The 26,497-nt window shown below is 64.8% G+C and carries 26 protein-coding genes and 1 tRNA gene; 16 read left to right on the top strand and 11 right to left on the bottom strand.

Features of this window, described 5'->3' with window-relative positions; translation table 11 throughout:
- Window positions 1-127 precede the first annotated feature (127 nt).
- The 3 genes from AWC17_RS25835 to AWC17_RS25825 are packed head-to-tail and all read left to right on the top strand — an operon-like array spanning window position 128 to window position 2,016.
- Window positions 128-484 carry a DUF488 domain-containing protein gene (locus AWC17_RS25835; protein WP_046184733.1) on the top strand — a complete coding sequence of 119 codons (357 nt, stop codon included), beginning with the start codon at window positions 128-130 and terminating at the stop codon, window positions 482-484.
- Between the two features lie 20 nt (window positions 485-504).
- Window positions 505-1,380, top strand: coding sequence for an LLM class F420-dependent oxidoreductase (locus AWC17_RS25830; RefSeq protein ID WP_046184732.1), 876 nt, complete (start codon window positions 505-507; stop codon window positions 1,378-1,380).
- 12 nt (window positions 1,381-1,392) lie between these two features.
- Entirely contained in the window at window positions 1,393-2,016 is a 624-nt protein-coding gene (locus tag AWC17_RS25825; protein ID WP_046184731.1) for a GNAT family N-acetyltransferase, read from the top strand.
- Window position 2,017: 1 nt separating this feature from the next.
- On the opposite strand, the gene crcB (AWC17_RS25820) is transcribed toward AWC17_RS25825, so the two are convergent.
- Both crcB (AWC17_RS25820) and crcB (AWC17_RS25815) read right to left on the bottom strand, forming a co-directional pair.
- Window positions 2,018-2,401, bottom strand: coding sequence for a fluoride efflux transporter CrcB (gene crcB / locus AWC17_RS25820; RefSeq protein ID WP_046184730.1), 384 nt, complete (start codon window positions 2,399-2,401; stop codon window positions 2,018-2,020).
- Entirely contained in the window at window positions 2,398-2,793 is a 396-nt protein-coding gene (gene crcB / locus AWC17_RS25815; RefSeq protein ID WP_046184729.1) for a fluoride efflux transporter CrcB, read from the bottom strand. The genes crcB (AWC17_RS25820) and crcB (AWC17_RS25815) overlap by 4 nt, the downstream gene beginning before the upstream one ends.
- Before the next feature lie 104 nt (window positions 2,794-2,897).
- Between crcB (AWC17_RS25815) and pgm the strand changes: the two genes are divergently transcribed.
- The 10 genes from pgm to AWC17_RS25765 all read left to right on the top strand — a co-directional run bounded on the left by pgm (window position 2,898) and on the right by AWC17_RS25765 (window position 14,114).
- Window positions 2,898-4,535, top strand: coding sequence for a phosphoglucomutase (alpha-D-glucose-1,6-bisphosphate-dependent) (gene pgm / locus AWC17_RS25810; RefSeq protein ID WP_046184728.1), 1,638 nt, complete (start codon window positions 2,898-2,900; stop codon window positions 4,533-4,535).
- A 92-nt stretch (window positions 4,536-4,627) separates the two neighbouring features.
- Entirely contained in the window at window positions 4,628-5,797 is a 1,170-nt protein-coding gene (locus AWC17_RS25805; protein WP_046184727.1) for an MFS transporter, read from the top strand.
- Window positions 5,798-5,850: 53 nt separating this feature from the next.
- Window positions 5,851-5,923: transfer RNA gene (locus AWC17_RS25800), tRNA-Ala, on the top strand.
- 594 nt (window positions 5,924-6,517) lie between these two features.
- Window positions 6,518-9,538, top strand: coding sequence for a DEAD/DEAH box helicase (locus AWC17_RS25795; protein WP_046184726.1), 3,021 nt, complete (start codon window positions 6,518-6,520; stop codon window positions 9,536-9,538).
- On the top strand, window positions 9,528-10,352 hold the full coding sequence (locus AWC17_RS25790; protein ID WP_046184725.1) for an SWIM zinc finger family protein: 825 nt from the start codon (window positions 9,528-9,530) through the stop codon (window positions 10,350-10,352). The genes AWC17_RS25795 and AWC17_RS25790 overlap by 11 nt, the downstream gene beginning before the upstream one ends.
- A complete protein-coding gene (locus AWC17_RS25785; RefSeq protein ID WP_141224798.1) occupies window positions 10,349-11,761 on the top strand; it encodes a plasmid pRiA4b ORF-3 family protein in 1,413 nt (470 codons plus the stop codon). The genes AWC17_RS25790 and AWC17_RS25785 overlap by 4 nt, the downstream gene beginning before the upstream one ends.
- A gap of 111 nt (window positions 11,762-11,872) precedes the next feature.
- Window positions 11,873-12,142 carry a ribbon-helix-helix domain-containing protein gene (locus AWC17_RS25780; protein ID WP_046184724.1) on the top strand — a complete coding sequence of 90 codons (270 nt, stop codon included), beginning with the start codon at window positions 11,873-11,875 and terminating at the stop codon, window positions 12,140-12,142.
- A complete protein-coding gene (locus AWC17_RS25775) occupies window positions 12,139-12,459 on the top strand; it encodes a type II toxin-antitoxin system RelE/ParE family toxin (protein ID WP_046184723.1) in 321 nt (106 codons plus the stop codon). Before AWC17_RS25780 ends, AWC17_RS25775 begins: the two co-directional genes overlap by 4 nt.
- A gap of 510 nt (window positions 12,460-12,969) precedes the next feature.
- Window positions 12,970-13,170, top strand: coding sequence for a cold-shock protein (locus AWC17_RS25770; RefSeq protein ID WP_047324147.1), 201 nt, complete (start codon window positions 12,970-12,972; stop codon window positions 13,168-13,170).
- 635 nt (window positions 13,171-13,805) lie between these two features.
- Window positions 13,806-14,114, top strand: a complete 309-nt coding sequence (locus AWC17_RS25765) for a hypothetical protein (protein WP_046187043.1) — start codon at window positions 13,806-13,808, stop codon at window positions 14,112-14,114.
- A gap of 62 nt (window positions 14,115-14,176) precedes the next feature.
- Here AWC17_RS25765 and AWC17_RS25760 read toward each other — a convergent pair whose 3' ends face one another.
- Window positions 14,177-14,494: a hypothetical protein gene (locus tag AWC17_RS25760; RefSeq protein ID WP_046187042.1), complete on the bottom strand. Its 318-nt coding sequence runs from the start codon at window positions 14,492-14,494 to the stop codon at window positions 14,177-14,179.
- Between the two features lie 245 nt (window positions 14,495-14,739).
- Here AWC17_RS25760 and AWC17_RS25755 point away from each other — a divergent pair, with 245 nt between their 5' ends.
- Window positions 14,740-14,934: a hypothetical protein gene (locus AWC17_RS25755; RefSeq protein ID WP_046187045.1), complete on the top strand. Its 195-nt coding sequence runs from the start codon at window positions 14,740-14,742 to the stop codon at window positions 14,932-14,934.
- Between the two features lie 344 nt (window positions 14,935-15,278).
- Window positions 15,279-16,019, top strand: coding sequence for an SDR family NAD(P)-dependent oxidoreductase (locus tag AWC17_RS25745; protein ID WP_047324148.1), 741 nt, complete (start codon window positions 15,279-15,281; stop codon window positions 16,017-16,019).
- On the opposite strand, the gene AWC17_RS25740 is transcribed toward AWC17_RS25745, so the two are convergent.
- From AWC17_RS25740 to AWC17_RS25725, 5 genes are all read right to left on the bottom strand, one after another.
- Window positions 16,016-18,844: an MMPL/RND family transporter gene (locus AWC17_RS25740; protein ID WP_046185149.1), complete on the bottom strand. Its 2,829-nt coding sequence runs from the start codon at window positions 18,842-18,844 to the stop codon at window positions 16,016-16,018. The two genes, AWC17_RS25745 and AWC17_RS25740, sit on opposite strands and share 4 nt — an antisense overlap.
- Window positions 18,841-19,239 carry an MmpS family transport accessory protein gene (locus AWC17_RS25735; protein ID WP_046185148.1) on the bottom strand — a complete coding sequence of 133 codons (399 nt, stop codon included), beginning with the start codon at window positions 19,237-19,239 and terminating at the stop codon, window positions 18,841-18,843. The genes AWC17_RS25740 and AWC17_RS25735 overlap by 4 nt, the downstream gene beginning before the upstream one ends.
- Before the next feature lie 330 nt (window positions 19,240-19,569).
- Window positions 19,570-19,995: a hypothetical protein gene (locus AWC17_RS25730; protein WP_046185147.1), complete on the bottom strand. Its 426-nt coding sequence runs from the start codon at window positions 19,993-19,995 to the stop codon at window positions 19,570-19,572.
- A gap of 84 nt (window positions 19,996-20,079) precedes the next feature.
- Window positions 20,080-20,256, bottom strand: coding sequence for a hypothetical protein (locus AWC17_RS32910; RefSeq protein ID WP_167385650.1), 177 nt, complete (start codon window positions 20,254-20,256; stop codon window positions 20,080-20,082).
- A 21-nt stretch (window positions 20,257-20,277) separates the two neighbouring features.
- A complete protein-coding gene (locus AWC17_RS25725; protein ID WP_046185146.1) occupies window positions 20,278-21,723 on the bottom strand; it encodes a hypothetical protein in 1,446 nt (481 codons plus the stop codon).
- A gap of 67 nt (window positions 21,724-21,790) precedes the next feature.
- On the opposite strand from AWC17_RS25725, the gene AWC17_RS25720 reads away from it, so the two are divergent.
- Window positions 21,791-22,624 (top strand): SDR family oxidoreductase, encoded by an 834-nt coding sequence (locus AWC17_RS25720; protein ID WP_046185145.1) that lies wholly within the window; start codon window positions 21,791-21,793, stop codon window positions 22,622-22,624.
- Here AWC17_RS25720 and AWC17_RS25715 read toward each other — a convergent pair.
- The 3 genes from AWC17_RS25715 to AWC17_RS25705 form a co-directional block, all read right to left on the bottom strand.
- Entirely contained in the window at window positions 22,621-23,238 is a 618-nt protein-coding gene (locus AWC17_RS25715; RefSeq protein WP_046185144.1) for a hypothetical protein, read from the bottom strand. The genes AWC17_RS25720 and AWC17_RS25715 overlap by 4 nt on opposite strands.
- A gap of 43 nt (window positions 23,239-23,281) precedes the next feature.
- Window positions 23,282-25,753: a glycogen/starch/alpha-glucan phosphorylase gene (locus tag AWC17_RS25710; protein WP_046185150.1), complete on the bottom strand. Its 2,472-nt coding sequence runs from the start codon at window positions 25,751-25,753 to the stop codon at window positions 23,282-23,284.
- Window positions 25,754-25,957: 204 nt separating this feature from the next.
- Window positions 25,958-26,281, bottom strand: coding sequence for a DMT family transporter (locus AWC17_RS25705; RefSeq protein WP_046185143.1), 324 nt, complete (start codon window positions 26,279-26,281; stop codon window positions 25,958-25,960).
- Between the last annotated feature and the right edge of the window lie 216 nt (window positions 26,282-26,497).

Raw genomic sequence — 26,497 nt, 5'->3', positions numbered from 1 at the left:
ATCCCGCCAACCGGACTCACACCAGCAAAATCCACACCGACCAGCGTAAGTCCACTTAAGCAGATAAGCAGTACATACATTCGATAATAGATTTGGCCACTGACAACTCGCCGCTACGCTGGCAAGTGTGACCGCCAAGAGCCGGATACGGTTGGCGCGGGTCTATGACGACGTCGCCCCTGAGGAGGGCCGGCGAGTGCTGGTGGACCGCGTTTGGCCGCGGGGAGTGCGCAAGGACGACCCGCGGGTGGGGACCTGGTGCAAGGACGTCGCACCGTCGAAGGACCTCCGCGAGTGGTATCAGCACCGGCCAGAGCGGTTCGATGAATTCGCTGCGCGGTACAAGTCGGAACTGCGCGACAGCCCGGCGCTGGAGGAGCTGCGCGAACTGGCCAGCCACGGCGTCGTCACCCTGGTCACCGCGACGCGCGACCTGGACATCAGCCAGGCGGCCGTCCTCGCGGAGCTGCTGAAAAGCCGCTGAACGCGTGAGACGATCGTGCGATGCGGCTGGGATTGCACGCACTGGGGATTGGTGCCGGCGCTGACCGCGCGGTGATCGATGCCGTCGCGTCAACTGCGGACGAGTGCGGCTTCGCCACGCTATGGGCGGGCGAGCACGTCGTCATGGTCGACCGACCCGCGTCTCGCTATCCCTACTCCGACGACGGCGTCATCGCCGTTCCGGCGCAAGCGGATTGGCTTGATCCGATGATTGCGCTGAGCTTCGCCGCTGCCGCCTCGTCCCGGATCGGGCTTGCGACGGGTGTGCTTCTGCTGCCCGAACACAATCCGGTGGTGGTGGCCAAGCAGGCCGCCAGCTTGGATCGGCTCAGCGGTGGGCGCCTGACACTGGGGGTCGGTGTGGGTTGGTCCAGGGAGGAATTCGCCGCGCTCTCAGTGCCCTTCGCCCATCGCGGTGCGCGCACCGCCGAATACGTTGCCGCGATGCGCGCGTTATGGCGTGACGACGTCGCTTCCTTCGACGGTGACTTCGTCTGCTTCGACTCCGTTCGCGTCAACCCCAAGCCGGTACGCGATCGTCGTATGCCGATCGTGGTTGGGGGCAATAGCGATTCGGCGCTGCGGCGGGTGGCGGCTTGGGGCGACGGCTGGTACGGGTTCAACATCGATGGGCCGGAGGCCGTGCACGATCGGGTCGCCAAGCTGGAGCAGTTATGTGCCGAGGCGGGGCGCGATTTTGGGCAGCTGCGGCTGTCGGTGGCGCTGCGCGCCCCGAGCGTTGGGGATATCGCCGCCCTCACCGAGTTGGGCGTTGACGAACTGGTCCTGGTCGAGGCGCCCCCTGACCGGCCCGAGGCGGCGGTCGAATGGGTTTCGGCGCTGGCTGAGCAGTGGATGATGGCGGCACCCGCGTGAGTAGGTTCGACCGTGGATCCGCGTGAGCCCGATCCCATACTGCCGCGGGAGTTGACCGACATCCCCGACGAGGTGCGCGCCGTCCCGCCGCCGCCCATACCGGGGTTGCCCGACCCGTACGGGTTGCGTCTCGCCGACCCGGACGCCGACGCCGAGATGATCGCCGAGTGGATGAACCGGCCGCACCTGGTCGAAGCTTGGGAGTCCGCCTGGCCGGTGGCGCGGTGGCGTCGTTATCTGCGGGCGCAACTCGAAGGCGGCTTCTCCCGGCCGTTCATCGCAACGCTCTATGCGATGCCCCGTGCGTATATCGAATTGTATCGAGCGGCAAAGGATTCCATCGCTGACCGCTATGACTACGATCCCCACGATCTGGGTCTGCACGTCGCGGTCGCCGACCTGGATTACATCAAGCGGGGACACGTCAGTTACCTGCTGCCCTATCTGGTGGGCAGCATCTTGGGCCTTGATCCGCGATGCCGGCGCATCATGTTCGATCCCGACCACCGCAACGTCTTGGCGCGCACATTCTGCGAGCGGGGCGGCTGCGTCTTCCTCGGCGAGCACGATATGTCGAACCGGCGGATGGCGCTCTACGTGCTGCCCCGTACGCCCGACGACGTTCCCCGCGGTTGACTCAGAGCTGCTCGGCAATCCACTGCGCGAGGACGGCCGCCGCTTCACCCAGCACGACGCTCACGACGATGTTTGCGACCGCGGCGCGTACCTGACGCTCCTCGCCGAGCCGCTGCGTTTCCAGCATCCAGGTGGAAAACGTGGTGTAGGCGCCGACGAACGCGGTGCCCGCCAGCAGGGCGGCCTCCTTGCTCAACACCAGGCCGCCGAGAAAGCCCAGCAGCGCGGCGCCGCTGATGTTCACGACCAATGTGCCGAACGGAAAGGACTGGGCGGCCCGGCGGGCCACCGCGCGGTCGACCACGAAGCGCAGCACCGACCCGATGCCGCCGATCAGCGCGACCGCTGCCCACAACGCAGCCGTCGTGACCGCGCCGGCCGTCATCCGCGGATCCGTACCCGGCGCACCAATTTGGTGGCCAAGTGCACCGCCAGCAGTCCCAACACGATGCTGGTGAGGGTGTAGCCCGCGGCCAGCGCCCAATGGCCGTGCTCGACCATCCTCAGCGTCTCGACCTGCATCGTGGAGAACGTGGTGAGCCCGCCGCACAATCCGGTGCCCAGCAGGGGGCGCCGATAACTCGACAACGGCAACCGCTCCAGCAGTCGGGTGGTGAAGTATCCCACCAGGAAGGCGCCGACGATGTTCACCGTGAACGTCGGCCACGGCCACCTCGCCGGGTCGCCGGCGGCGAGCGTGCCCGAGGCGGCGCGGGCGAGGGAGCCCAGCGCTCCGCCGGCGAAAACCGCGGCCAACTCGCGATAGTCTTGTGCCACGCGTGATCCCCTTCCCCTTGCAAGGACTTACGGTGGGTGAATCCGGGACGTCAGAAAAGTACCTGACAAGTCAGCGACGTGCGCCGCGGGCAGAATTGACAACCATGGCCCACCCCCGCGCCGGTCAGCCGGCCCAGCCCGAAGACCTTGTCGATCTGCCTCACCTGGTGACGGCCTACTACTCGGTTCAGCCCGATCCCGACAACGTCGCCCAGCAAGTGGTCTTTGGCACGTCGGGACACCGCGGGTCGGCGCTCAACGGGGCTTTCAACGAAGCCCACATCCTGGCCATCACCCAAGCCATCGTCGAATACCGCGCCGCCCAAGGCGCCACCGGGCCGTTGTTCATCGGCCGTGATACGCACGGCCTTTCCGAGCCGGCATGGGTGTCGGCGCTGGAGGTGCTGGCCGCCAATAATGTGGTGGCCGTCGTCGACTCCCGCGACCGCTACACCCCGACACCGGCGGTCAGCCACGCAATCCTCAGCTACAACCGCGGTCGCACCGAAGCGCTGGCCGACGGGATCGTCGTGACGCCGTCGCACAACCCGCCGCCGGACGGCGGCTTCAAGTACAACCCGCCCAATGGCGGCCCGGCGGACACCGACGCGACCAACGCAATCGCCAAGCGCGCCAACGAGATTCTGCGCGACGGTTCGGGGGTCAAGCGGGTGGCGCTGGCCCGGGCGCTGCAGGCCGTTCAGCGCCACGACTACCTGGGCGCCTATGTCGACGACCTGCCCAACGTGGTCGACATCGATGCGATCCGCGCGGCCGGGGTGCGGATCGGCGCCGACCCGCTTGGCGGCGCCAGCGTGGACTACTGGGGTGAGATCGCCCAGCGGCACGGTCTTGACCTGACGGTGGTGAACCCGCTGGTCGACGCGACCTGGCGGTTCATGACGCTCGACCACGACGGCAAGATCCGGATGGACTGCAGCTCGCCCGACGCGATGGCTGGGCTTATTAACGTCATCGCCACCTCGGACCGCTACCAGATCGCCACCGGCAACGATGCCGACTCCGACCGCCACGGCATCGTCACACCCGACGGGGGGCTGCTCAACCCCAACCACTATCTGGCGGTGGCCATCGATTACCTCTACACGCACCGGTCGTCCTGGCCGGACGGCATCGCCGTCGGCAAGACCGCGGTCAGTTCGTCGATCATCGACCGGGTGGTCGCCGGCATCGGCCGCAAGCTCGTCGAGGTGCCGGTCGGGTTCAAGTGGTTCGTCGACGGCCTGATCGGAGGCACCATCGGCTTCGGCGGCGAGGAGTCCGCGGGGGCGTCGTTCCTGCGGCGCGACGGCTCGGTGTGGACCACCGACAAGGACGGCATCATCCTGGCGCTGCTGGCCTCCGAGATCCTCGCCGTCACCGGGTCGACTCCGTCGCAGCACTACCAGGAGCTGACCGCCGAGTACGGCACGCCGTTCTACGCGCGGGTCGACGCGCCCGCCGACCGCGACCAGAAAGCCCGGCTGGCCAAGCTCGCGCCCGAGCAGGTGACCGCGACCGAGGTGGCCGGCGAGCCGATCATCGCGAAACTCACGGCCGCACCCGGCAACGGCGCCGCGCTGGGCGGATTGAAGGTGACGACCGCCAACGCATGGTTTGCTGCGCGGCCGTCGGGCACCGAGGACGTCTACAAGATCTACGCGGAATCCTTCAACGGACCGGAGCATTTGGCAGAGGTGCAAGAAGCCGCGCGCGAGGTAGTTAATAAAGTCATTGGGTGACCATTTCCCTCCGCCTCGCCCGCCCGGGGGGATGCGGGTCCCGTTCGGCGCGGCTGCCGCGCGAAGTTTGGATCCTTAGCTGGGCGAATGTCATGGTCGCGCTGGGCTATGGTGTCATTTCGCCGGCGATGCCCGCTTTCGCCCATACCTTCGGGGTCAGCATCAAGGCGGTGACTTTCTTGGTCACCGTCTTTTCGTTGAGCCGGCTGTGTTTCGCGCCGGTCAGCGGCCTGCTGGTGCAGCGCTTGGGTGAGCGGCGGATTTACATCGGTGGTTTGCTGATCGTGGCGTTGTCCACCATCGCGTGTGCCTATTCGCAGACGTATTGGCAACTATTGTTTTTTCGGGGCATCAGCGGCGTCGGTTCGACGATGTTTTATGTCTCGGCATTGGGACTGATGATCCATATCAGCCCGCCCGACGCGCGCGGGCGAATCGCCGGGCTGTTCACGACCTCGTTCATGATCGGCGCGGTCGGCGGGCCGGCGATCGGCGGCCTGACGGCGGGGTGGGGGCTCACCGCCCCATTCATCGTGTACGGCGTCGCAATGCTGGGCGTGGCGGTGGTGCTGTTCTACGGCCTGCGGCATTCGGAGCTGGCCGCGCCCCTGCCGCCGACACGGTCAACGGTGACGATGCGCCAGGCGCTGCGTTTTCGCTCGTACTGGGCGGCGCTACTGGCCAACTTTGCGACTGGCTGGGCGGCGTTTGGTCTGCGGGTCGCGCTGGTGCCGCTGTTCCTCGCCGACGTCATGGGCAAGAGCGTCGGCGTCATCGGAGTGGCGCTTGCGGCCTTCGCGGCCGGTAACGCCTTGGCCGTTGTCCCCAGCGGGTTCCTGTCCGACCGGATGGGACGCCGCACGTTATTGATCATCGGCCTGGCGACGTCCGGGGTTGCGACCGCCGCGCTGGGAGCCGTGTCGACGTTGCCGGCGTTCATGGTCGCGGCGGCGGTATCCGGTGCGACGACGGGCATTTTCATGTCACCGATGCAGGCCGCGGTGGCGGACATCCTCGGCAGTGAGGCGCGCGCGGGACTTCCGGTGGCGGCGGTGCAGATGCTGTCCGATCTGGGTGCCATCGTCGGCTCGGTGACGGTCGGTTGGGCCGCCGAGAACCTGAGCTTCGCCTGGGGATTCGGCATCAGCGGGATTGTTTTGCTGATCGCCGCCGTCGGTTGGGTGCTGGCGCCGGAAACGCGGACGCTGATCCATCCGGAGCACGGTCTGGCGGAGTCCCAGGCGGACGTTGAGCTGGCCTGAACAGCAACTTTGAAGGACGGTTGCCAGTGGTGTAGCTTCGATTGGCACGACTTGGGGCTATGGCGCAGCTGGTAGCGCACCACACTGGCAGTGTGGGGGTCAGGGGTTCGAGTCCCCTTAGCTCCACAAGAGAAATACCAGCTCAGGGGTATTTTCTACCCTCGGTCCACTGTTACGTAGCAGTCCGTAACCAGTCCTGAGTGGCACCGTTAAAACGGAAATTAGCACTTGAATCCGGTTTTTTTAGTCCGCCTTGCGCGGAGGGGCTCCCCTTATCTTCAGCAGCCATGACACGCTGGCGTGTGAGCCCCCAGGGGCGGCGGGATAATGCGTGAGATCAAGACGAAGTACGGGCCTGGCAGAATCGCGACCTCCGCGGACAAGTCGCACATCGTCCACCGGCCTGTGACCAAATCGTCAATCCTGAGTTCTGAAGACAATCCCAGCGTCGAACTCGACATCACGACCTCTGGACACGGTTTCCCGCCGAGGGCTACGCGGCGCGCTTCACCGCCACCTTGAGATCGTGCGGCAGGCAGGCCGTCGTCTTCTGCACGGAGGCATGGTACGACTGCTGGTGTCATCCCTCTGGCATCAATACACCATCTGCCCCCACCGGTCACGAACTCGGTGAACTGCCCTATCGGCTTTCCGCGTGGCGCCTCGGCGTGCTTACCTTCGCTCGTTAGCCTGGCCGCATCCGACGAGGGAGAAACGTCAATGTTGGTCCTGCACGGGTTCTGGTCTCCTTCGAACGGGCTATGCCTGTGGGCGGAGGATTCCGCGCTCGCGGTGACGAGTCCCAGCGAAGCGTTGCGTGCGGCTCGCCCGCATCCGTTCGCCGCGGACGCCGATGCCATCGCCCCGATCCACACCGGCAAGCCAGGAACCGCGGTTCTGTTGTTGCCGTCGTTGCGGAAGTCGCCACTGGACTCACCGGAGCTGTTCCGGGTCACGCCGCGCCCGGCACCAAGAATCCAACCCGTTCTGCTGCCCTGGACGGTTCCCGTGATGTCCCTGCCCGCCGCGTCGGCGCTGACCGCGCTGGACGAGCCCGCCGCCGACGTGCGGTACGGCGCATCCGTGACGTATCTCGCCGAACTGGCGGCGTTCGCGCGGGAGCTGGTGGAGCGCGGCCGGGTCCTGCCCGCGCTCTCCTGTGACGAACACGGGCCAGTCGCGTTCTGGCGTCCGGTGGTGCAGGGTCCCGACGTGGTGGCCCTGAATGCGCTGATTGCCGCGATGCCACCGGTATGCCGGGCTGAGCCGGAGACCCAGGACGGCCACGAGCTGGCCATCTCGGCGCTGTATGCCTTCGCGGATGCGGCGGTGCGAACGACGTTGCCAGCCGGGATCGACCTGCTCTCGCCCTGGCGTGGCCGCCGCCCGAAACACGTTCCGGCCCAAGAAGCCTGGCTGACCGCGCTGACCGCCCCGGACGGCCGGTTCGACGCGGACCCGGGCGAACTCGATGCGCTGGCCGGGGCACTGCAGCCGTGGGATGCGATCGGTGCCGACGAGCCCGGCCCGGCAAGGGCGATGTTCCGGCTCTCCGAAACTGAGGAGCGGGCGGGGCAGCAGCCCGGCTGGCGGCTGGAGTTCCTGCTGCAATCCATGGCTGACCCCAGCCTGTTGGTACCCGCGGAGCAGACCTGGGACGAGGATGGCAGCTTGCGCCGCTGGCTGGACAGGCCCCAGGAACTCCTGCTCGCTGAACTCGGGCGCGCCGTCCGGATCTACCCCGAACTCGCGCCCGCCCTGCGCACGGCGCGTCCGTCCGAGATTTCCCTGGACACCGAGAGTGCCTACCGCTTCCTGTCCACTGCGGTGCCCCGGCTCGATGAGGCGGGGTTCGGCGTTCTGCTGCCGTCATGGTGGGACCGGCGCCGCAAGCTCGGACTCGCGGTGTCGGCGTCCACACCGGTCGACGGGGTGGTGGGCGGCACACGCAGATTCAGCCGCGACCAACTGGTCGATTTCCACTGGGAACTCGCGGTCGGTGACGACACCTTGACCGAGGACGAGATCGCCGCGCTCGCCGAGACCAAGGCCCCGCTGATCCGGCTGCGCGGCCAGTGGGTGGCGGTGGACCCCGATCAGCTGCGCCGCGGGCTGGAGTTCCTGGCGAAGAATCCCACCGGCCAAGCGACCACGGCCGAGATCCTCGCGCTGGCCGCCAGCCATCCCGACGACACCGACACCCCGCTGGAAGTCACCGCGGTGCGCGCCGACGGCTGGCTCGGCGATCTGCTCAGCGGCGCGGCGGCCCAGTCGTTGCAGCCGCTGGCACCCCCACCGGAGTTCACCGCGATGCTGCGTCCCTACCAGCAGCGGGGGCTGTCCTGGCTGGCGTTCCTGTCCTCGCTCGGGCTGGGCAGCTGCCTGGCCGACGATATGGGGCTGGGCAAGACCGTGCAGTTGCTCGCCCTGGAGTCCGCGCAACGTCACGACGAGCCCGGTGCCGCGCCGACACTGCTGCTGTGCCCGATGTCCTTGGTCGGCAACTGGCAACGGGAAGCCGCGAAATTCGCACCGACACTGAGGGTTTACGCTCACCACGGCACGGCACGGTTGCGCGGCGACGCGCTGCGCGAGCATCTCGCCGACACCGATGTCGTGGTCACTACCTACGCCACCGCGAGTCGCGACATCGGTGAGCTCGCCGGATTCCGCTGGAACCGGGTAGTGCTGGACGAGGCGCAGGCGGTGAAGAACAGTCTGTCCCGCGGGGCCAAGGCGGTGCGTCGGCTAAAGGCAGGGCACCGGGTGGCGCTTACCGGGACCCCGGTCGAAAACCGGCTCGCCGAGCTGTGGTCCATCATGGACTTCCTCAACCCCGGTCTGCTCGGCTCGTCCGAGGTGTTCCGCACCAGGTACGCGATCCCCGTCGAGAAGTACGGCCAGACCGAACCGGCCGAGCGCCTGCGCAGGATCACCCGCCCCTACGTCCTACGCCGGCTCAAGTCCGACCCGACGATCATCGACGACCTACCCGAGAAGATCGAGATCAAGCAGTACTGCCAGCTCACCACCGAACAGGCATCCCTGTACCAGTCCATCGTCGACGAGATGATGGAGAAGATCGAGAACACCGAGGGCATTGAGCGGCACGGCAATGTGCTTGCCGCGATGGCCAAGCTCAAACAGGTCTGCAACCATCCCGCGCAACTGCTACACGACCGTTCGCCGGTCGGTGCGCGATCGGGCAAGGTCATCCGGCTCGAGGAGATCCTGGAAGAAATCCTCGCTGAGGGAGACCGGGTGCTGTGCTTCACCCAGTTCACCGAATTCGCCGAGATGCTCGTGCCGCACCTGGCCGCGCGGTTCGGGCAGGACGTGCTGTACCTGCACGGCGGCACCCCGAAGAAGCGGCGCGACGAGATGGTGGTGCGCTTCCAGTCCGGTGAGGGGCCACCGATCTTCCTGCTGTCGCTGAAGGCCGGCGGCACCGGGCTCAACCTCACCGCGGCGAACCACGTTGTGCACCTTGACCGCTGGTGGAACCCGGCTGTGGAGAACCAGGCCACCGACCGAGCGTTCCGCATCGGCCAGAAGCGAAAGGTCCAAGTGCGCAAGTTCATTTGCACCGGCACGCTCGAAGAGAAGATCGACGACATGATCGAGGAGAAGAAGGCGCTGGCCGATCTCGTGGTTGGTGACGGGGAAGGCTGGCTGACGGAGCTGTCCACCGGAGATCTGCGCAACCTGTTCACCCTGTCCGAGGGGGCCGTTGGTGAGTAACTGGTTCCCGCCGCCGTCGCGGCCGCGCCCGGTCGACGGCGGCCTCAAAGCCCGCAGCACCCGCGGCGCGATCGCCCAGACATGGTGGTCCCAGCGGTTCATCGAGGTGCTCGAAGGCATCGGGATGGGCAGCCGACTCCAGCGCGGGCGCAGCTATGCCCGCAAGGGACAAGTGATCTCGATGGATGTGGGTCCCGGACTGGTCACCGCACAGGTGCAGGGCAGTCGGGTGCGCCCGTACCGTGTCCGCATCGGTGTCGGCGCTTTCGGTAAGGGTGAGTGGACGCAGGTGGAGGGTGTGCTTGCCGAAAACGCATGGTATGCAGCCGCGTTGCTCTCCGGCGAGATGCCGTCCGATATCGAGGACGTCTTCGCCGGGCTGGGGCTTTCGCTGTTCCCAGCGACCGGCCGGGAGCTGTCGCTGGACTGTTCCTGCCCGGATGGCGCGGTGCCATGCAAGCACCTCGCCGCGACGTTCTACCTGCTGGCCGAGTCGTTCGACGAAGATCCATTCGCCATCCTCGCCTGGCGTGGACGCGAGCGTGAGGATCTGCTGGCGAATCTGCAGGCTGCCCGGTCGGAGGGTCGCCCCGCTGCCGACCGTGCCGAGCCGCCGGGACGGCCGCTTACCGATTGCCTTGACTCCTATTTCATTCGTCAGGCCGACATCCCATCGCCAAGCCCGCGGGTGACGTTGTCGACGGCATTGCTCGATCAGCTTCCCGATGTCACTGTCGGGGTGCGTGGCCGGCCGCTGGTCGAGATCCTGCGGCCCGCGTATGCCGCGCTGAGCGAAGGCGGAGGTGACCGGTGATCGACCCGTTGGATAGACCGCCGCCACCGTCTCGGCGCCGCCCCCGGCGCCCGGACGTGATGACCTACCAGGTCCGGGTCGATCTGGCAGGCACCACACCGCCGACGTGGCGGCGGCTGGAGGTTGCGTCTGACGTGTTTCTGGACGACTTGCACGAGATCATCCAGATAGCCTTCGGCTGGACCGACAGCCATTTGCACCGATTCGGCTGTGGCCCTGCCTATTACAGTGACGACACCGAGTACTACCTCATGGATTTCGACGTGGACAGCGGCGAGATGGGCATACCCGAGCAACAGGTTCGCCTGGACGAGGTGCTGGCCGACATCGGCGATCGGATGTTCTACTGCTACGACTTCGGCGACAACTGGCAGCTTGTTCTGCGGCTGGAGGCGGTGGAGCCGCGGGCGTCCTCTGGGCGCAATGTGGTATGCACCCACGGCGACCGTGGCGGGCCGGCCGAGGACTGCGGCGGGGTCGGGGCATACGAGCTGATCGAGGCGTTTAAGGACCCGACCATCGGCGACCCCGAGACCGAGATCGAGTACCGTCAGGTTCTCGGCGACATCGATCCGTATTCGTACCCGACGACGCCGTTCGACATCGCCGAAATTAACGAAGCGCTCTGCGATTTCGACAGACACGTGGACATCGGTCAGCTGCCCGGCCCCCTGGCGGATCTGCTCGGCGCTGTGCGAACGACGTCGCAACGCGGGCTGCTACGCCGGATGATGGGCGTTGCGATGCAGGAGCCGGTCCTCATCGACCTGGATGCCGCCACGACCGCGGTGCGACCGTACGCGTGGCTGATCGACAGGGTGGGGGACGACGGAATCAAGCTGACGACCGCCGGCTACCTCCCGCCGGTCCACGTCGAGGCCGCGTTCACCGAACTCGACCTCGCCGACGCCTGGATCGGCATGGGCAACCGCGAGCAACTCACGATCCCAGTACTGCGTCTGCGGGAATCCGCACAGCGAATGGGCCTGCTGCGAAAGCACCGTGGGCGCCTCATGGTGACCGCGCGGGGCAAGGCCGCACGCAGCGACCCGTCGGCGCTGTGGTTCCAGCTCGCCGAACGTATGCCGCCCACGTCGAAGGATCTCTGCGAAGAGCAGGCCGGGCTTCTCTTCCTCATCGCGGTCGCGGCCGGCGAGAACGACCCCGACGGGTTCGTCGCCGACATGCTCGACGCCATCGGCTGGAAGCACCGCGACCGTACACCGATCACGACGTCGTCGGCCGCGCACATAACGAGGAACACCAGAGACGTGCTGCGGCGGCTCCGGCTGTTGGCATCGGACAGTCGAGTCGCGAAGCCAGAGCGTGTCACGCCGCAAGCGGTGGCGTTCGCCCGGGCCGCGGTGCGGTCGTGGCCATCCGCTGCGAAATCGACGCCATGGTCGTGATCCTCGCTGGATCACAGCCATATCCGCGTTTCGCGGTGCGCCTGAACACCCAGCCGCCCGCGCCGCGCGATAGGAGTAGGATTCAGTCCTACTGGACTATGGAGGTCGGTCATGCGAACGACGCGGCAATTGAGCATCACACTCCCAAACGACATGGCGGATGCGCTTCGCGAGCGGGTGCGCTCGGGGGAATACGCCAGCGAGAGTGAGGTGATCCGCGAAGGCCTGCGCGCATTGTTCGCCCGCGATCAGGCTGTTGAAGCCTGGCTTCGTGACGAGGTTGCCGCCGCGTACGACGCCGTGGTCGCCGACCCTTCGCGCGCCGTCACTGCTCAGAGGGTGCGGGAGCGGCTGGCCGCCGAGCGGGCCGGGAGCGTGTGAGTCTCAGCGTCGTCTTCACGCCCGAGGCGGAAGATCAGCTCGCCGAGCTGTACCGCTATATCGCCGCCGCGGGGTCGGCCGAAGTCGCGGCGCGCTACACGGAGGCGATCGTCGCTTACTGCGAGGAGCTGGCCGCATTCCCGCATCGCGGCAGCGCGCGCGACGACATCAGGTCTGGACTGCGCACAATCGGCTTCAGACGACGGGTCGTTATTGCATTCGCTGTGTTGGACCAGACCGTGGCGATCATCGGCGTCTTCTACGGCGGGCGCGATTACGAGGCGGTTCTGAGTGATCCAGAGGGTGCTTTGGAGTAGCCGACTCGGCCACGTGTCAATTAGGGTCCAGCACTGTTACGTCGCGTAACACGCCAGGGCATATCCGCAGCACACGGAGGGCCGGCCTAACGACGCAGGAAGACAGAACCCGCAGTTCAGAGCCTGTTTTCCCAGGTTCGGTGCGGGGTTCGAGTCCCCTTAGCTCCACCAGGTCATATGCGGGTTTTTGTCGGTGCGATCTCATTTCCTGTCGAGGGCCGAAAATTGACCCCTATCGCCGCGTCGACACCTCAGTTTTCAGACGTCACCGACACTTCCACACCGCGACGGTGTCGGCCTTCGAACTTATGGTGAGGAACAAATTCGTCAGTCGACCGTTATACTGAATGCAGGTCGAAGTTTTAAGTGTTCGTGTTCTATACACGCTCGCGCAGAACCTTGGTGCGGGCGTCTCTTTTTTTCTTGCAGGGCAAGCCGAGAAGCAGCCGTCTGATCAATCGGCCACCCGACCGCACAGTGCGGCCGGGAATCCTGACAAGGAGAAACAAAATGACACAGGGAACTGTGAAGTGGTTCAACGCCGAAAAGGGTTTCGGCTTCATCGCACGCTCGGACGGCCCAGACGTCTTCGTGCACTACTCCGAGATCGATGGCAACGGGTTCCGTAGCCTCGAGGAGAATCAGCAGGTGGAGTTCGAGGTTACCCAGGGCGCCAAGGGTCCGCAGGCCAGCGGCGTTCGGGCACTCTAACCGTCGGCACGGCATGAAAGGGAGCCGTACCCGTGTGCTCAGCACGCGGGTACGGCTCCTGCTTATTCGCTTTCAAGCCGTTTCTGTGGGGGCTGGCTGGCTGCGATCGGCGCGTACCCGCCCGGACTCCTGCCACTGATTGCCCGCGCGCAGCCGTTCAGTGGCCTGCTCAAGCCGCTGCGCCTTAAGCAGCGACACGACGGCCGTTGACTCAGGACATCCGACGGGAGCGCGCAGATCAAGAGTCCAAAAACCCTTGAAACCGCGGCTGTGTTCCGCGGCGAGATGGATTGTCTGTCAAGGCGATAGGCTTCACCCATGGTCCCTGATCAGCGGAGGCCGTTGGGGCACAATCAACTTCGCGGCGAGCGGCGAGCCGCAGAGCGGTTACCGCGGATCGCGCAACTGTCTCCCGCCAGAGTGACCAGAGTGATAAGTGCTCTGTGATCGAGGACACTTTGCCAGATGCGCGGTGGGCCATGAGCCACGTGCGCTCCTAACGACGAAGGCCACCGCCTTAGCCTCGGCGGACTATCGCCTCCCTACTTTGTGACTTTCGCCCATGTGGCTGGGCTGCAGAGGCGATTAGCGTTCGCGGCGATAACACAAACACACCAGAGGTAGAGAGATTCGATATGACGCAGACCACCAACAAGACCGTGGCGCGCACCGAGCCAGAAGATCGTGGCGCGGTGGCAGAGCTGGCCGACGATGTGCGCGAATCGGCCAAAGCCGCACAGCATGCCGCAAGTGAGGCTTTGCACAAGTTCCGCAGAACAGTCGATGAGGCGATTCCTGAAGCCGTCCAACCGCTACGCAAGTCAATCGTTGACGCAGCTATCGAATTCGCCGACAAGCTCGTCAATGCACAGTACGAGTTCAACCGAAGCATTGTGCGCACCGCGGACCGGGTACTGAGCAAGTCCGACGACACAACGGAGTGAACGGCTGCCTGGGGCACCGCATCGCATGTGTGCGGGAGTAAGTGGTACGCGCGGCCCTGGTTTCACCCCATCTTCACCCACGGCGTACAGCCGTGGGTGAAGAACTTTGCCACCGCGGGCGCCTGAACCTGTGCGATCACCGTGTGAAGGCCGCTGTCGGAGGCGATCAGTTTCCCGTCGCCGGTCCACGTGGTGAAGGTGCAGGCTGCGGAATAGACGCCGGGCTTGGTGCGGGCGACGTAGGTGCCGTAGGGGAGCTGGCCGGGTACCGCGTAGGAGCCAGGCCCATAGCCACCGTCCGCGTGCGCTGCAGGGCAGGCAAGACAGGCGATGATCAACGGTGCCATCGTGCTCACCGCCCGGACCAAGACCAATCGCATAGTTCTTCCTTCGATCGCACTCGAACTCAAACATTAAGTCCCGGCAACGACTTGGTAGCGACTGCGCCTCGGGCACGAGCCGCATGGCCTGGCCGATTAGGTTTTCACCGGGATGCGCATTAATCTTGCCCGCGGTTCGATTGCGACTCAGGAAAGCAGCCATGCCCATTCAGCCCACCCTGCTGCGCCGACAATCGCTGCGCGGCGCCCGCGCGTCGCGGGTCGTTTCCGGCGTGAAGTGTCCGATGGTCGGCCAGTGCTTCGATATCGAAATCACTCGCGACGCTGACGGGTGGATGATCCGGATTCCCGAGATCAGCCGGGTCACCCGCACCGTCCGCCGGGGCGCGGTGGAACTGGCGGCACGCGAATGCATCGCCACCTGGACCGGCATCCCGATCGGGTATGTCGCCGTCTATGTCGTGAGCGAAAACGCTTAGCACCCACTCGTTGGCCCCGCGTAGTGGCCAAGGTGTGTCTCGCGCGTGACCTCGCCGCGACGATGACGCGAAACGCTCATCATCATGACGGTGCTTGCGGGAATCGCGGCCCTCGCGATGGCAACATGCGTCGGCTACTGCCTCGGTCGACGCGTGGGATCAGCGCCGCCAAGCTGGAAGAGGCGAACGAGTCGGGTCGCCCTTGGGCGGCTGGCGATCAGTCTGCTCGTGTTGCTGACCGCGCGCCGTGCGATGACCCTGTGGGGCCCGAGACTCATCACCCCCCTCGGGATCCTGCGTAGTGGCGTCGCGCGGATGCGCTCCTATTGACCACGAGGACTGGTATGTCTGCATTACAGGGCAAAATCGCGTTGGTCACCGGAACATCGTCGGGCCTCGGCGCTGAGACGGCCCGGCTGTTTTCCCGTCAGGGCGCATCGGTTTTCGGCGTCGGCCGGGATGCGGGACGCTTGGCCGAGGTATTCGCCGACGTCCAACATGGTTCCTACGCATCGGTGGACGTTGCTTCGGCGCAGGCCTGCCGCGACGCGGTCGAGCACTGCGTGCGCGAGTTGGGCGGGCTGGATGTCCTGGTCAACGTCGCCGGGCGACACCAGATGCGCCGGACGGAGTCGATGACCGACGACGACTGGGCGGAGGACCTCGCGGTCAACCTGAACGGGCCGTTCTACCTCTGCCGGGCCGCGCTGCCGCACCTGTTGGAGCGAGGCGGGAACATCGTCAACGTCAGCTCCATTGCCGGCGTGGAGGGCCAGGCGTACTCGGCCGGCTACTGCGCCGCCAAGCACGGGCTCATCGGGCTCACGCGCGCGTTGGCGGTGGAGTACACCGCGGACCGCTTGCGCGTCAACGCCGTATGTCCGGGCGGCATGCTCACGCCCCAACTCGAACACTTCAGCGCCCCGGACAACCCCAACTACGACCTGATCATGCGCACGGCCTCACCGCGCGGCATGATGCAGCCCCTCGACGTGGCGAACGTGATTGCATTCCTGGCCAGCGACGCTGCGGGGGCCGTTCACGGCGCCGTCTATCGTGTCGACAACGGAAAGGGCGCCGGCTAGCGCACCACCGCTGGACGGCTACGCACCAAAGTTGGCCACCAGAACCACGGTCCGAGGATTCGCAGGATGCACGGCACCACGAACGAACGCACGATCAGCGTGTCGAGCAGCAGGCCGATGCACACCGTCGAACCCACCTGACCGATGGTGCGCAGATCACTGGTGAGCATCGCCAGCATGGTGAAGGCGAACACCAAGCCGGCCGACGTCACCACACCGCCCGTGCTGCCGAGCGCCCGGATGAGACCCGTGTGAATTCCGCCGTGCAACTCCTCTTTGACCCTGTTGATCAGCAGCAGGTTGTAGTCCGACCCCACCGCCACCAGGATGATGAACGTCAGCGGTAGGACCAGCCAGTGCAGGTGCAGGCCGATCAGGTGCTGCCAGAAGAGTATGGACAGCCCGAACGCCCCGGCGTAGGAGAACGCCACCGTTCCGGGAATCACCAAGGCGGCCACCAGACTTCGCGTGATGAACATCATGATCAAGAAGATCAGCACGAAGGCGGCAATTGCCGCGATCATGAGATCGGACATCGCGTATTCCTTGATGTCCTTGTCGTTGGCCCCCGAGCCACCGATGTAAATCCGCGCGCCGGCCAAGGAGGTCTCTTTCAGGATCGTTTTTATCGCTTCGGGGAACTGTTCGACATGCTCGACGCCTTCGGGGCCCATGGCGTCACCCTCATGGGTGACGATGAAGCGGGCCGCCTTGCCGTCCGGCGACATCATCAACTTCATGCCCGTCTTGACGTCATCGTTGTCGAAGCCCTCGTGCGGGATGTAGAAGAAGTCATCGCTGCGGGACTTGTCGAAGTCGTTGCCGACGTTGATCAGATCGTCGAATGTCTGCTCGGTTTGGACGGACTGCAGATCGGCAGATCCGTAACTGTTGACCAACTTCGACTGCAGGGCCTCGGTATCGTCGGCGGTGGCTTTCAGCTGGGCGATGATTTGCGGGAAAGCCTTATCGACCTCCTCGAGAGACACCTTCGCGTCCGCGATGTCGTCGGCCAACTTGTCGATCTGATCGATCGTCTCGAACAGCGAACGGAACGTCCAGCATATGGGGATGTCGAAACAGTGCCTCTCCCAATAGAAGTAGCTCTTGATCGGACGGAAGAAATCGTCGACATTCGAGACCTCGTCTCTGATGTCGTCGCTGACCCTTTGCAGGTCCTCAACCGTGAGCACCGTCTGGTGTAGTTCGTCCGACACCTTTTGGAAAAAGCCGATCTCTTTTCGCAAGACCGCGACAGAATGCGCCTGGATGTCGGCCTGCGCATCGGTGTTGGAGTTCTGCTCCCTGTTGAACGGAAGCTGTTGACCGTTGCCGCTGCCCTGCGTGGTGAACAGGTACGGAATGCTGGCGTGCTCGAGCGCCCGACCCAAGGGCCGCGTCATGCCTTGCACCATCGCCACACCGTGCAGGCGAATCAGAGCTTTGGCGACCCGGTCCAGCGAGATGAAGTCGGCTGAGTTCCGCATGTCGTGATCGGTTTCGACCATGAGCATCTCGGAGAACAGCTTGCTCTTGGGGAAGTGCCGATCGGCCGCTTGGAAACCGAGGTTGGCGGGCGCATTGGCCGGCTGGTACTGCCTGTCGTCGTAGTTCTGCCGGTAGGTGGGAACGAAGATCGCCCCGATCATGACGACGGCAGAACTGGCCGCCAGGATCGGCACCGGCCAGCGCACCACGCTCGCCCCGATTCGCCGGTAGAGACGTCCTTTGGTGTTGGTTCTCGGGTCGAACATCCCGAAAAGGCTGCCGACGGTCAAGGCCGCCGGGCCCAGCGTCATCGCTGCCGCGATGGTGAACAGCATGGTGATTGCGACGGCCGGCCCCATGGTGTGGAAGTAGTTCAGGCGCGCGAACGTCAAGCAGTAACACGCGCCGGCGATCGTCAGGCCAGAGCCGATGATGATCGGCGCAACACCCTTGTACGCGATGTAGAAACTGTCCTCCCGGCTTTCGCCCGCCTGTCGCGCTTCGTGGTATCGGCCCATCAGAAAGATGCCGTAATCCGTTCCCGCTCCCAGGGTTAGCGCGATGACGATGTTCACGGCGAACGACGAGAGTTCGATGTATCCGTAATGCCCGAGCGTCGAGACAATGCCCTTCGCGACGAGCATTTCGATGAGCACCCCGAGCAAGGGCACCAAAAGGGTGGAAGGGGTGCGGTACACCAGCAGCAGCATCACGACGATGAGGCAGATCGTGACGATCGTGACGTTGTTCAGGCTGGCATTGGCGATAGCGAGCGTGTCGGAGGCCAGTGGAGCCGCGCCGCTGACGTAGACCTTGAGGCCGGGTGGTGGCGTGTCCTTCTTGATGATGTCGCGGACGGCGTCCACGGACTGGTTGGCTTGGATCTGACCGATGTCGCCTGCGAGACGCAACAGCACATAGGTACATTTGCCATCCACGCTCTGCGCCCCCGCCGCGGTGAACGGTTTGCCCCACAGATCCATTACGTATTGCACGTGCCGGGTGTCGCGCTCAAGGCGGTGCATCAGATCGTCGTAGTACCGGTGGTCCTGGTCCCCCAGCGGCCGGTTCGCCTCGAAGACCACCATGGTCAAGTTCGTCGAGTTGGATTCGTGGAACTTTTCACCGATGTGCAGCAGCGCCCGCTGTGAAGGCGCATAGTGCGGGACCATCGGTCCGGCGAGTTCTTCTGCGACCCGTTCTACTTGGGGCATAAAGGTATTCGTGGTGACCGCGAGAAGGCCCCAAAAGAAAATGATCGGTATCGCGAAAAGGCGGACCATCCTGGGGATGAAGGGGCGTTTGGCCCTGGGCTCCTCGAGGCGATGCTCGGTCATGCGGATTTCACCCTGCACTCGACGTCGGCGTCCTGATGGTCGTCCGACTGTTCGTCGCGGACAACGCCATCCACCAGCATCCGGCAACTCACCTGGCCGCCATGGACATGCACCGAGATGCTGCCGGACGCCACCGTGAGCGTGGTGGTCTCCGTGTGGGACCACGGCAGAGTCGTGAAATGAACCTCATGCGGATGGCCGTCGATGTCGATGTAGACGAGTTTCCCGCCTTGCCCGGCGGAGCCGAACACCTCATAGGTAATCCGTTTGAGGTTGAACTCCTCGGGTGCCTGCGGGCCATTGACGGTGATGACCGGCTCAGGTTCCGAGAACTGATGCACCTTCCACATGCACAGCAGCCCCACACCGACCGCAACGACGGCAACCAACGGCATCCAGGTACGCCCCAAGACAGTCCTGCCGACTGAACGAGGGCTCACTCGTCCACCTCCCCGAATCCCTTCTGGCCTGGCGTTCTCGTTCCGTCCTGGCTGCCGCGAGCTACGGGCAAGACCAGGTGCCTATATCAATTTGGTTGATATAGGCACCTAGAGACGCTATCAGCACTGGGCCGGGTTGCGAACACCAGGTGTGCGGACGGACGTTATCACCTGCGGGTCCCGTCGGCAGCGCAGACGAGCCACTCCTCAACTCGCCCAATCGGCGAAATCCAGCCGCAGCAAACAGTGGGGCAAACACGTCTTGTGGCCACGCCCGGGAACAACTCAGGAGATTGTTTTCAGGCGCCTTTTCAGCCGTGCACTGCTGAGTAGCCGGAGAGCTAGGTTTGTCGAGGTCAGCATGGGGATCACCCCGAGGAATGTGCGCTCGGAGGGCGTGGCTCCGTGCAAGTGGTAAAGGCTGCCGAACACGTAAAAGCAGCCCAGCATGAACAACGCACCGGGAATGCAGAGCGCCATGAGGGAGCTGCGGTCGGCGACGATTTGCCTCGCGTAATCCCGTTCGTCCGGCGACATCGGTTCGCGTTTGCGTAACTTGCTCACAACCGCTTTGGCGCTCCCGATTTCTTCGCTTATGGGGAGGGGGGTTCGCCTCTCCATCCGTCGTACGAATACGAAGGCAATGGCGGCCAGCGTCAACGCCAGCGCCAACGCGACCACGGTCAGCAAACCGAATAATCCCTCAGTCAATATCTCACTCCTTCGCCCCGCCGCCGGAGTACCGAAGACTCCCGGAACGCTACCTCAACACGTGGCGTCGTTGGCCCCCTGGAGTCACCGCTTCCGGGCGTTGACTGCGTCTCGGACGATCAGCCCCACGAGGACGGCGAGGCCGACTGGCACCAACACCTTGAAACTGGCCGACGCGTGGTCGTAAAGCAATGCGTAAGCGATCGCCCCGATCACCACCATGGCGAGCAGGATGCCGCGATTGATCCTGTCCGTGTTCATTCGCAAGACCCTACTTCTCGGTCAGAACCCGAAATCGCCGCCGCCGGAGTCCGATCCACCGCCGCCGATATCGGAGCCACCGAAGTCGGATCCGCCGCCGAAGTCCACGTCGCCACCGCCGGAGTACGAGCCGTCGTTGCCTGCGAAGCTGGTGTCGCCGCCGGAGTCATGACCGCCACTGAACCCGACATCGCTTTGCTGGCTCTCGTAGCCGGCGCTTTGGCCGCTGTCATAGCCGGCATCCTCATACGACGAGTCTCGGCCGGCCTCAAAGCCGCGGTCGTAGCTGCCGCCCCAATGGTCGTCCAGCAGCGCATCCATCAGCAGGACGTCGGTAAGCGCCCAACCCCAACCCGCGCCCCAGAACGCGTAAGGGTAATAGCCCGGGTAGAAGAACATCCCGTTGTTGTAGCCGCCACCGTAATAGTGCGGATAACCCGGCTGCGGGGTGGTGCTGTAATTGTTGTTGTTGATCGTCACGTACTCACCGGTGTCAGGGTTCTTGGTCCGCACCGAGGCCTGCTTGCGGTCGTCGTCGGGCACCGAGTTGACGGCGGCAACGTTGGGCGCGGGGCGATCGGGGTAGAGCTTCTGGTTGGCCTTGGCCACCGTGGACTCCACCACCCCGAGGTGTGCGCGCGCGGCGCCGTAGTCGCCTGTCTCGTAGGCCTTTCGGGCGTCATACAGGCTGGCGTTGGCCTTCGTCGATTCGGTGCTGACGTCCGTTTCGCTGTTGGTGAGCACCGCGTTGTCGAGGTCGCTGATATCCGACTCGGCGGTGATCAACTGCTGCTTGATTTGCTCCCGCGCCTCTGTGTCCTTGCGGTGCTTACGATTTCGGCTCACAGCGAACCAGAGCAAGCCAACCACGCTCAACACGACGGCGACAAAGACCAGCAAGCCCCACAGCCATGCCCAGCGGTCGGGGTTCTTGTGCACGACGGGGGAGGTGGTGGCCGCCGGCCCCCCAGAGGACACGTCCACCTTGGTCAATTTGCTGACGAATTCACTCGTCGCGCCTTGCGGGTCGTTCCGGTGGCCTCTGGCCGACTGGCTCATGAAAGGATCCACGCTGTCCGCGATCGCCTTGGGCACGTTGTAGGCACGCACGTGATAGCCCTTGGAGTCGATGACCAGAATGATCCCGCTGAATGCGGGATTGCGTCCGAGGATGACGTTGTGGATGGCATCCGGGGTGGTCACCCCCGTCTGACTGGGCGCCACCGCCGCCACCCAGATCGGCGGCGTGGAACTCCACGTCCAGCGGCTGGTGAGGATCTGGTCGTTCAGTCTGTCCGGGTCCTGCAACGGCGGTCTTGCCCCCAGGTCGGCCACCACGTGCGTCTGGGCGTTGAACCTGTCCACCAGCTGATCTGTGTAGGTGTCGGCCGAGGCGGACGGCGCGAGCAGCATCGCCAGCGCCACGGCTAACGGGGCCAGAACAAGCCCACGGAATCGTAAGGTCACTTTCCTCCTGCCAGGGGTCGCTACGTCGATCCTTGCGGTGGACCGTGAAAACGTCCACTGTCGACCGATGATCCAGCGACGTAACCTTGACGGCGTGAGCGCCCGGCGCAGCCCGTTCCGGGCCGATCTGCTGCAGGGCAAGGTGGCGTTGGTCACCGGCGGGGCCACCGGTCTGGGCCTCGAGGTTTCCCGGATGCTGGGCAGCCATGGTGCCCGGATCGCCATCTGCAGCCGCAAGGAAGCCAACCTCCAGGCGGCCGTTGCGGCGTTACAGGAGGCGGGCATCGAGGCCACCTATGGCGTCTGCGACGTTCGGCGCCACGATGAGGTGACGGCCGTCGTCGAGGACGTGGTGCGAACCTTCGGCCGGCTCGACGTCGTCGTCAACAACGCCGCCGGGAACTTTCCCGTGCCGATCAGCGGCCTGAGCGCAGGCGGATTCAAAGCCGTGGTCGACATCGACCTTGTGGGGACGTTCAACGTGTCGAAGGCGGCTTACGAGCTATGGCTGCGTGATCACGGCGGATCCGTGGTGAACATCAGCGCGGCGACTCAATACCGCGGTATGGCGTTGCAGGCGCACGTCGTGTCGGCCAAGGCCGGTGTCGACGCGTTCACCCGCGCCTGCGCCATCGAGTGGGGGCCCGACGGGGTCCGGGTCAATGTCGTTGCGCCCGGGGCGATGTCAGGAACCGAGGGAGTGAAGAGGATCACCGGCGATGAGCGGCATCGCACCACGCAGAATCCCTTGCGGCGGCCCGGCTCGACTACCGAGGTTGCCGAAGCGGTGCTCTTCCTCGCCAGCGATGCGGCGTCGTATGTCACCGGGGCGACACTGGTTGTCGACGGCGGCGGATGGCTTACCGCCAGCGGAGTGCCGGACCTGCCCGGCTTCCACTAGGCCTGGCTTTGTTCGATGTACCCGCGGGGGAGCACCGAGAAGTCAACGCACGCTGCGGCCAAGACGTCGCCCAACTGTGGATAGACCGGCGCGGCGAGCGTGAGCATCGCACCCGCCGATGGTGCCTTCAGGGTGGCGACGTTGTGGTTGGTCAGCAACTGAATGGCTTCGGATTCGATGTCGCTCCAACCCGTGTGAACGGTCATCAGGGTGAGGACACCGAGTGCCTCGCCGGACGGCGACAACAAGCGATGATGCCAAGCGCTGTCGGCCTTGTGTCCGGTGTGCGGCCGCACCACCGCCAGCACGGTGCCACCGCCGTCTTCCAGGCGCGCCGCGCCATCGGCGGGGACGATTTTGCCCACGGGTGTGTTCCCGTTGGTGATGGTGGTCGTTCCGGCCACCGCGATCTTGAGTTCGTCACCGGTGGCTGCGGACAGCGTGTACTCGCTTTTGCCCCCGTTTTTGAAGCCGAACAGGACTGCGGCACCGCCCTTTTGCTGGGCGCGCGCCAATTCGGTGCCGTCGGGGGTGGCGAGCTCGACCCGCAGCGCATTGGACGTCGACCTCGTCAGGCGCGCGAGGACGACCGTTGCATTACCCAGAATCGGCATGGCGAGATCCTAGGCCCAGGCGGCGCGATTATCTGCCGATTTCTCAGATTTTGACGGTCAGCGGCCACACGTTCCAGATGTCGTCGCAGTACTCGGTGATGGCCCGATCCGATGAGAATTTGCCGCTGCGAGCGGTATTCAGGATGGACATCTTCGTCCACGACTCCCTGTCCTGCCACGCGGCGCTCACTCGCTCCTGACAGTTCACGTAGGACGCGTAGTCGGTACACACCAGGAAGGGGTCGTCATGGCGCAGGTTGTCCACCAGCGGGCGGAACACCTCGGTGTCGCCGTGCGAGAACGTGCCGCCGGCAATCAGATCCAGCACCGCGCCCAGCTCGTCGTTGCCATCGATGTAGTCGGCGGGCCGGTATCCGCCCGACTTGACCGCCTCGACCTCCTGCTCGGTGAGGCCGAACAGGAAGAAGTTCTCTGGACCTACCTCGTCGCGCATCTCCACGTTCGCGCCATCGAGAGTGCCGACGGTCAGGGCGCCGTTGATCATGAATTTCATGTTCCCGGTGCCGGACGCTTCCTTGCCCGCGGTGGATATCTGCTCGGACAGGTCGGCGGCCGGGTAGATCATGTGGGCATTCTGCACGTTGAAGTTCGGCACGAACGCCACCTTCAGGAACCGGTTGACGTCCGGGTCGGCGTTGACGGTTTCCGCAACGGCGTTGATCAGCTTGATGATCCGTTTGGCCATGAAGTACCCGGGTGCGGCCTTGCCGCCGAAGATGAAGGCCCGCTGCGGAATCGACGAGCTGGGGTCCTGCTTGAGCCGGTGATACAGCGCCACAACGTGCAGGACGTTGAGATGCTGGCGCTTGTACTCGTGGATGCGCTTGACCTGAACGTCGAACATCCAGTCGGGGTTCAGTTCTACGCCGGCCACCGAGTGGATGTATTTGGCGAGCCGGGTCTTGTTGTTGCGTTTGATGTCGCGCCATTCCCGGCGGAAGGCGGCGTCGTCGACGAACGGCTCGAGTCCGCGCAGCCGCTCCAGATCGGTCAGCCAGCCCTCACCGACGGTGCGGTCCAGCAATTCCCGCAGCCCAGGGTTGGCCAGCGCCAGGAAGCGGCGCGGCGTCACGCCGTTGGTCTTGTTGCTGAACCGCTCGGGCCACATCTCGTAGAAGTCTTTGAGCACACTGCTTTTCAGCAGCTCCGAGTGCAGGGCGGCGACACCGTTGATGGCGTGGCTTCCGACGGTGGCCAGGTGTGCCATCCGGACGTTCTTGCCGCCGTTCTCGCCGATGAGCGACATCCGCTCGACCCGGTCTTCGTCGCCGGGAAACCGGGCGCGCACCTCGTCGAGGAACCGGCGGTTGATCTCGTAGATGATCTCGAGGTGGCGCGGTAGCGACTCGGCGAACATCTCGAGCGGCCAGGTCTCCAGCGCCTCGGGCAGCAGGGTGTGGTTGGTGTAGCCGAACGTCGCGACCGTGATCTCCCACGCCTCGCCCCAGTCCAGCTCGCGCTCGTCGACCAGCAACCGCATGAGCTCGGCGACGCCGATCGATGGATGGGTGTCGTTGAGTTGCAAGGCAAAACGCTGGGGGAGTTCCTTGACTGAAACGTCGGCCAGGTCGTCCATGATGTGCAGCACGTGCTGCAGGGAGCAGGACACGAAGAAGTACTGCTGCAGCAGGCGCAGCTGTTTACCCGCCTCCGGCTCGTCGTTGGGATAGAGCACCTTGGTGACCGTCTCCGACATGACCTCGTCCTCGACCGCCCCGTAGTAATCGCCGGTGTTGAAGGCCTCCAGCGCGAACGACTTCACGGCCCGCGCGCTCCACAACGTCAGCACGTTGCACGTGTTGACGCCGTAACCCTGGATGGGCGTGTCATAGGCGACGCCCTTCAGCACCCGCCCCGGCACCCACCGGACGCGGTCCAGGCCGGCGTCGTCCGTGTAGTGAGCGGCATAGCCGCCCCACCTGACCAAGTAGTTGACGTCGGGTTTGGCTATCTCCCAAGGGTTCCCGTGGTCCAGCCAGTTGTCGGTCTGCTCAACCTGCCAGCCGTCGTGGATTTCCTGGTCGAAAATGCCGAACTCATAACGGATTCCGTAGCCGATCGCCGGGCGTTCCAGGGTGGCCAGCGAGTCCAGGTAGCACGCGGCCAGCCGGCCGAGGCCGCCGTTGCCCAGGCCGGGCTCCTCTTCGCACGCCAGGACGGTGTCCAGGTTCTGGCCCATCGACGCCAGCGCCTCGCGCGCCGCCCGCTCCATGCCCAGGTTGAGCAAGTTGTTGCCCAGCTGGGGACCCATCAAGAATTCCGCCGACAGGTAGCAGGTCACCTTGCGGCCGAGGTCGAGCGAGGTCTGCGTCGACACCACGCGGCGGTCCTGCATGCGGTCACGCACGGCCAGTGCGAGCGCTCGGTAGTAATGCTCGGGCCGCCGGGCCGCGGCCGGGCGGCCGATCGAGTACCGCAGGTGGTCGTTGATGGCCCGCTGCAACGCGGCCGCGCTCATCCCGGTGCGAGAGTGCTCAACCAGATCGGCCCGCATCGAGGGAGCGACTCCGTCGGAGGGTGTCTGCTCGACATCGGTCATGGTGAGTCCTACTCCCTTGAGGTCGCCGCAGCACCCCACCGATTGGTCCGGGGTGGCGAACCGTCAGTCTGGCAGCGATGTTTGCACACCAGGCGCGCAGTTGAAGGCTGTTGCGTAAACACCAGCTCACGGGCTGGCGACGGAACGGCGTTGATGGTGTCAGTGCGCTCCGGACAGGTTCAGCGTGACCACGCCGGCGATGATCAGCCCGATCCCGACCACCTTCGCCACGGAGACCGTCGAGCCGAGAAACAACACGGCGATCAGCACGATGAGGGCAGTGCCGATTGCCGACCACAACGCGTAGGCGACGTCGGTTTGCATGCCGCGCGAAATCGACAGCGCCAGGAGTGCGAAAGAGATGGCATAGCCGGTCAGACATATGACGGTCGGCCACAGTCGCGTGAAGCCTTCCGTGCTCTTGAGCAGGCTGGTCGCGATCACTTCCGTGAAGATGGCGCAGAAGAGAAACAGATAGGTCAAGACGCCTCCTTGCCTGCGGACGTACATGTATGTGTGTACAGGACATGTCGTGGAAGGATTGCGCCGTATGACGTTTCCCGCGCAACCATTGAAGTTTGACGTCGGTGATGTGATCGGCGAGCAGGCGTCGCTGGCGGCGACCTGATATGGGAGAAGTTTTGTCAAGCGGGCAGGGTGAAGCGGTGGCCACAACCGTCGTCGTGGCCACCGCTTCGT

It is taken from the genome of Mycobacterium nebraskense, assembly GCF_002102255.1.
GTDB classification, from domain to species: Bacteria; Actinomycetota; Actinomycetes; order Mycobacteriales; family Mycobacteriaceae; genus Mycobacterium; species Mycobacterium nebraskense.
This window is presented reverse-complemented; position numbering and strand designations above follow the sequence as displayed.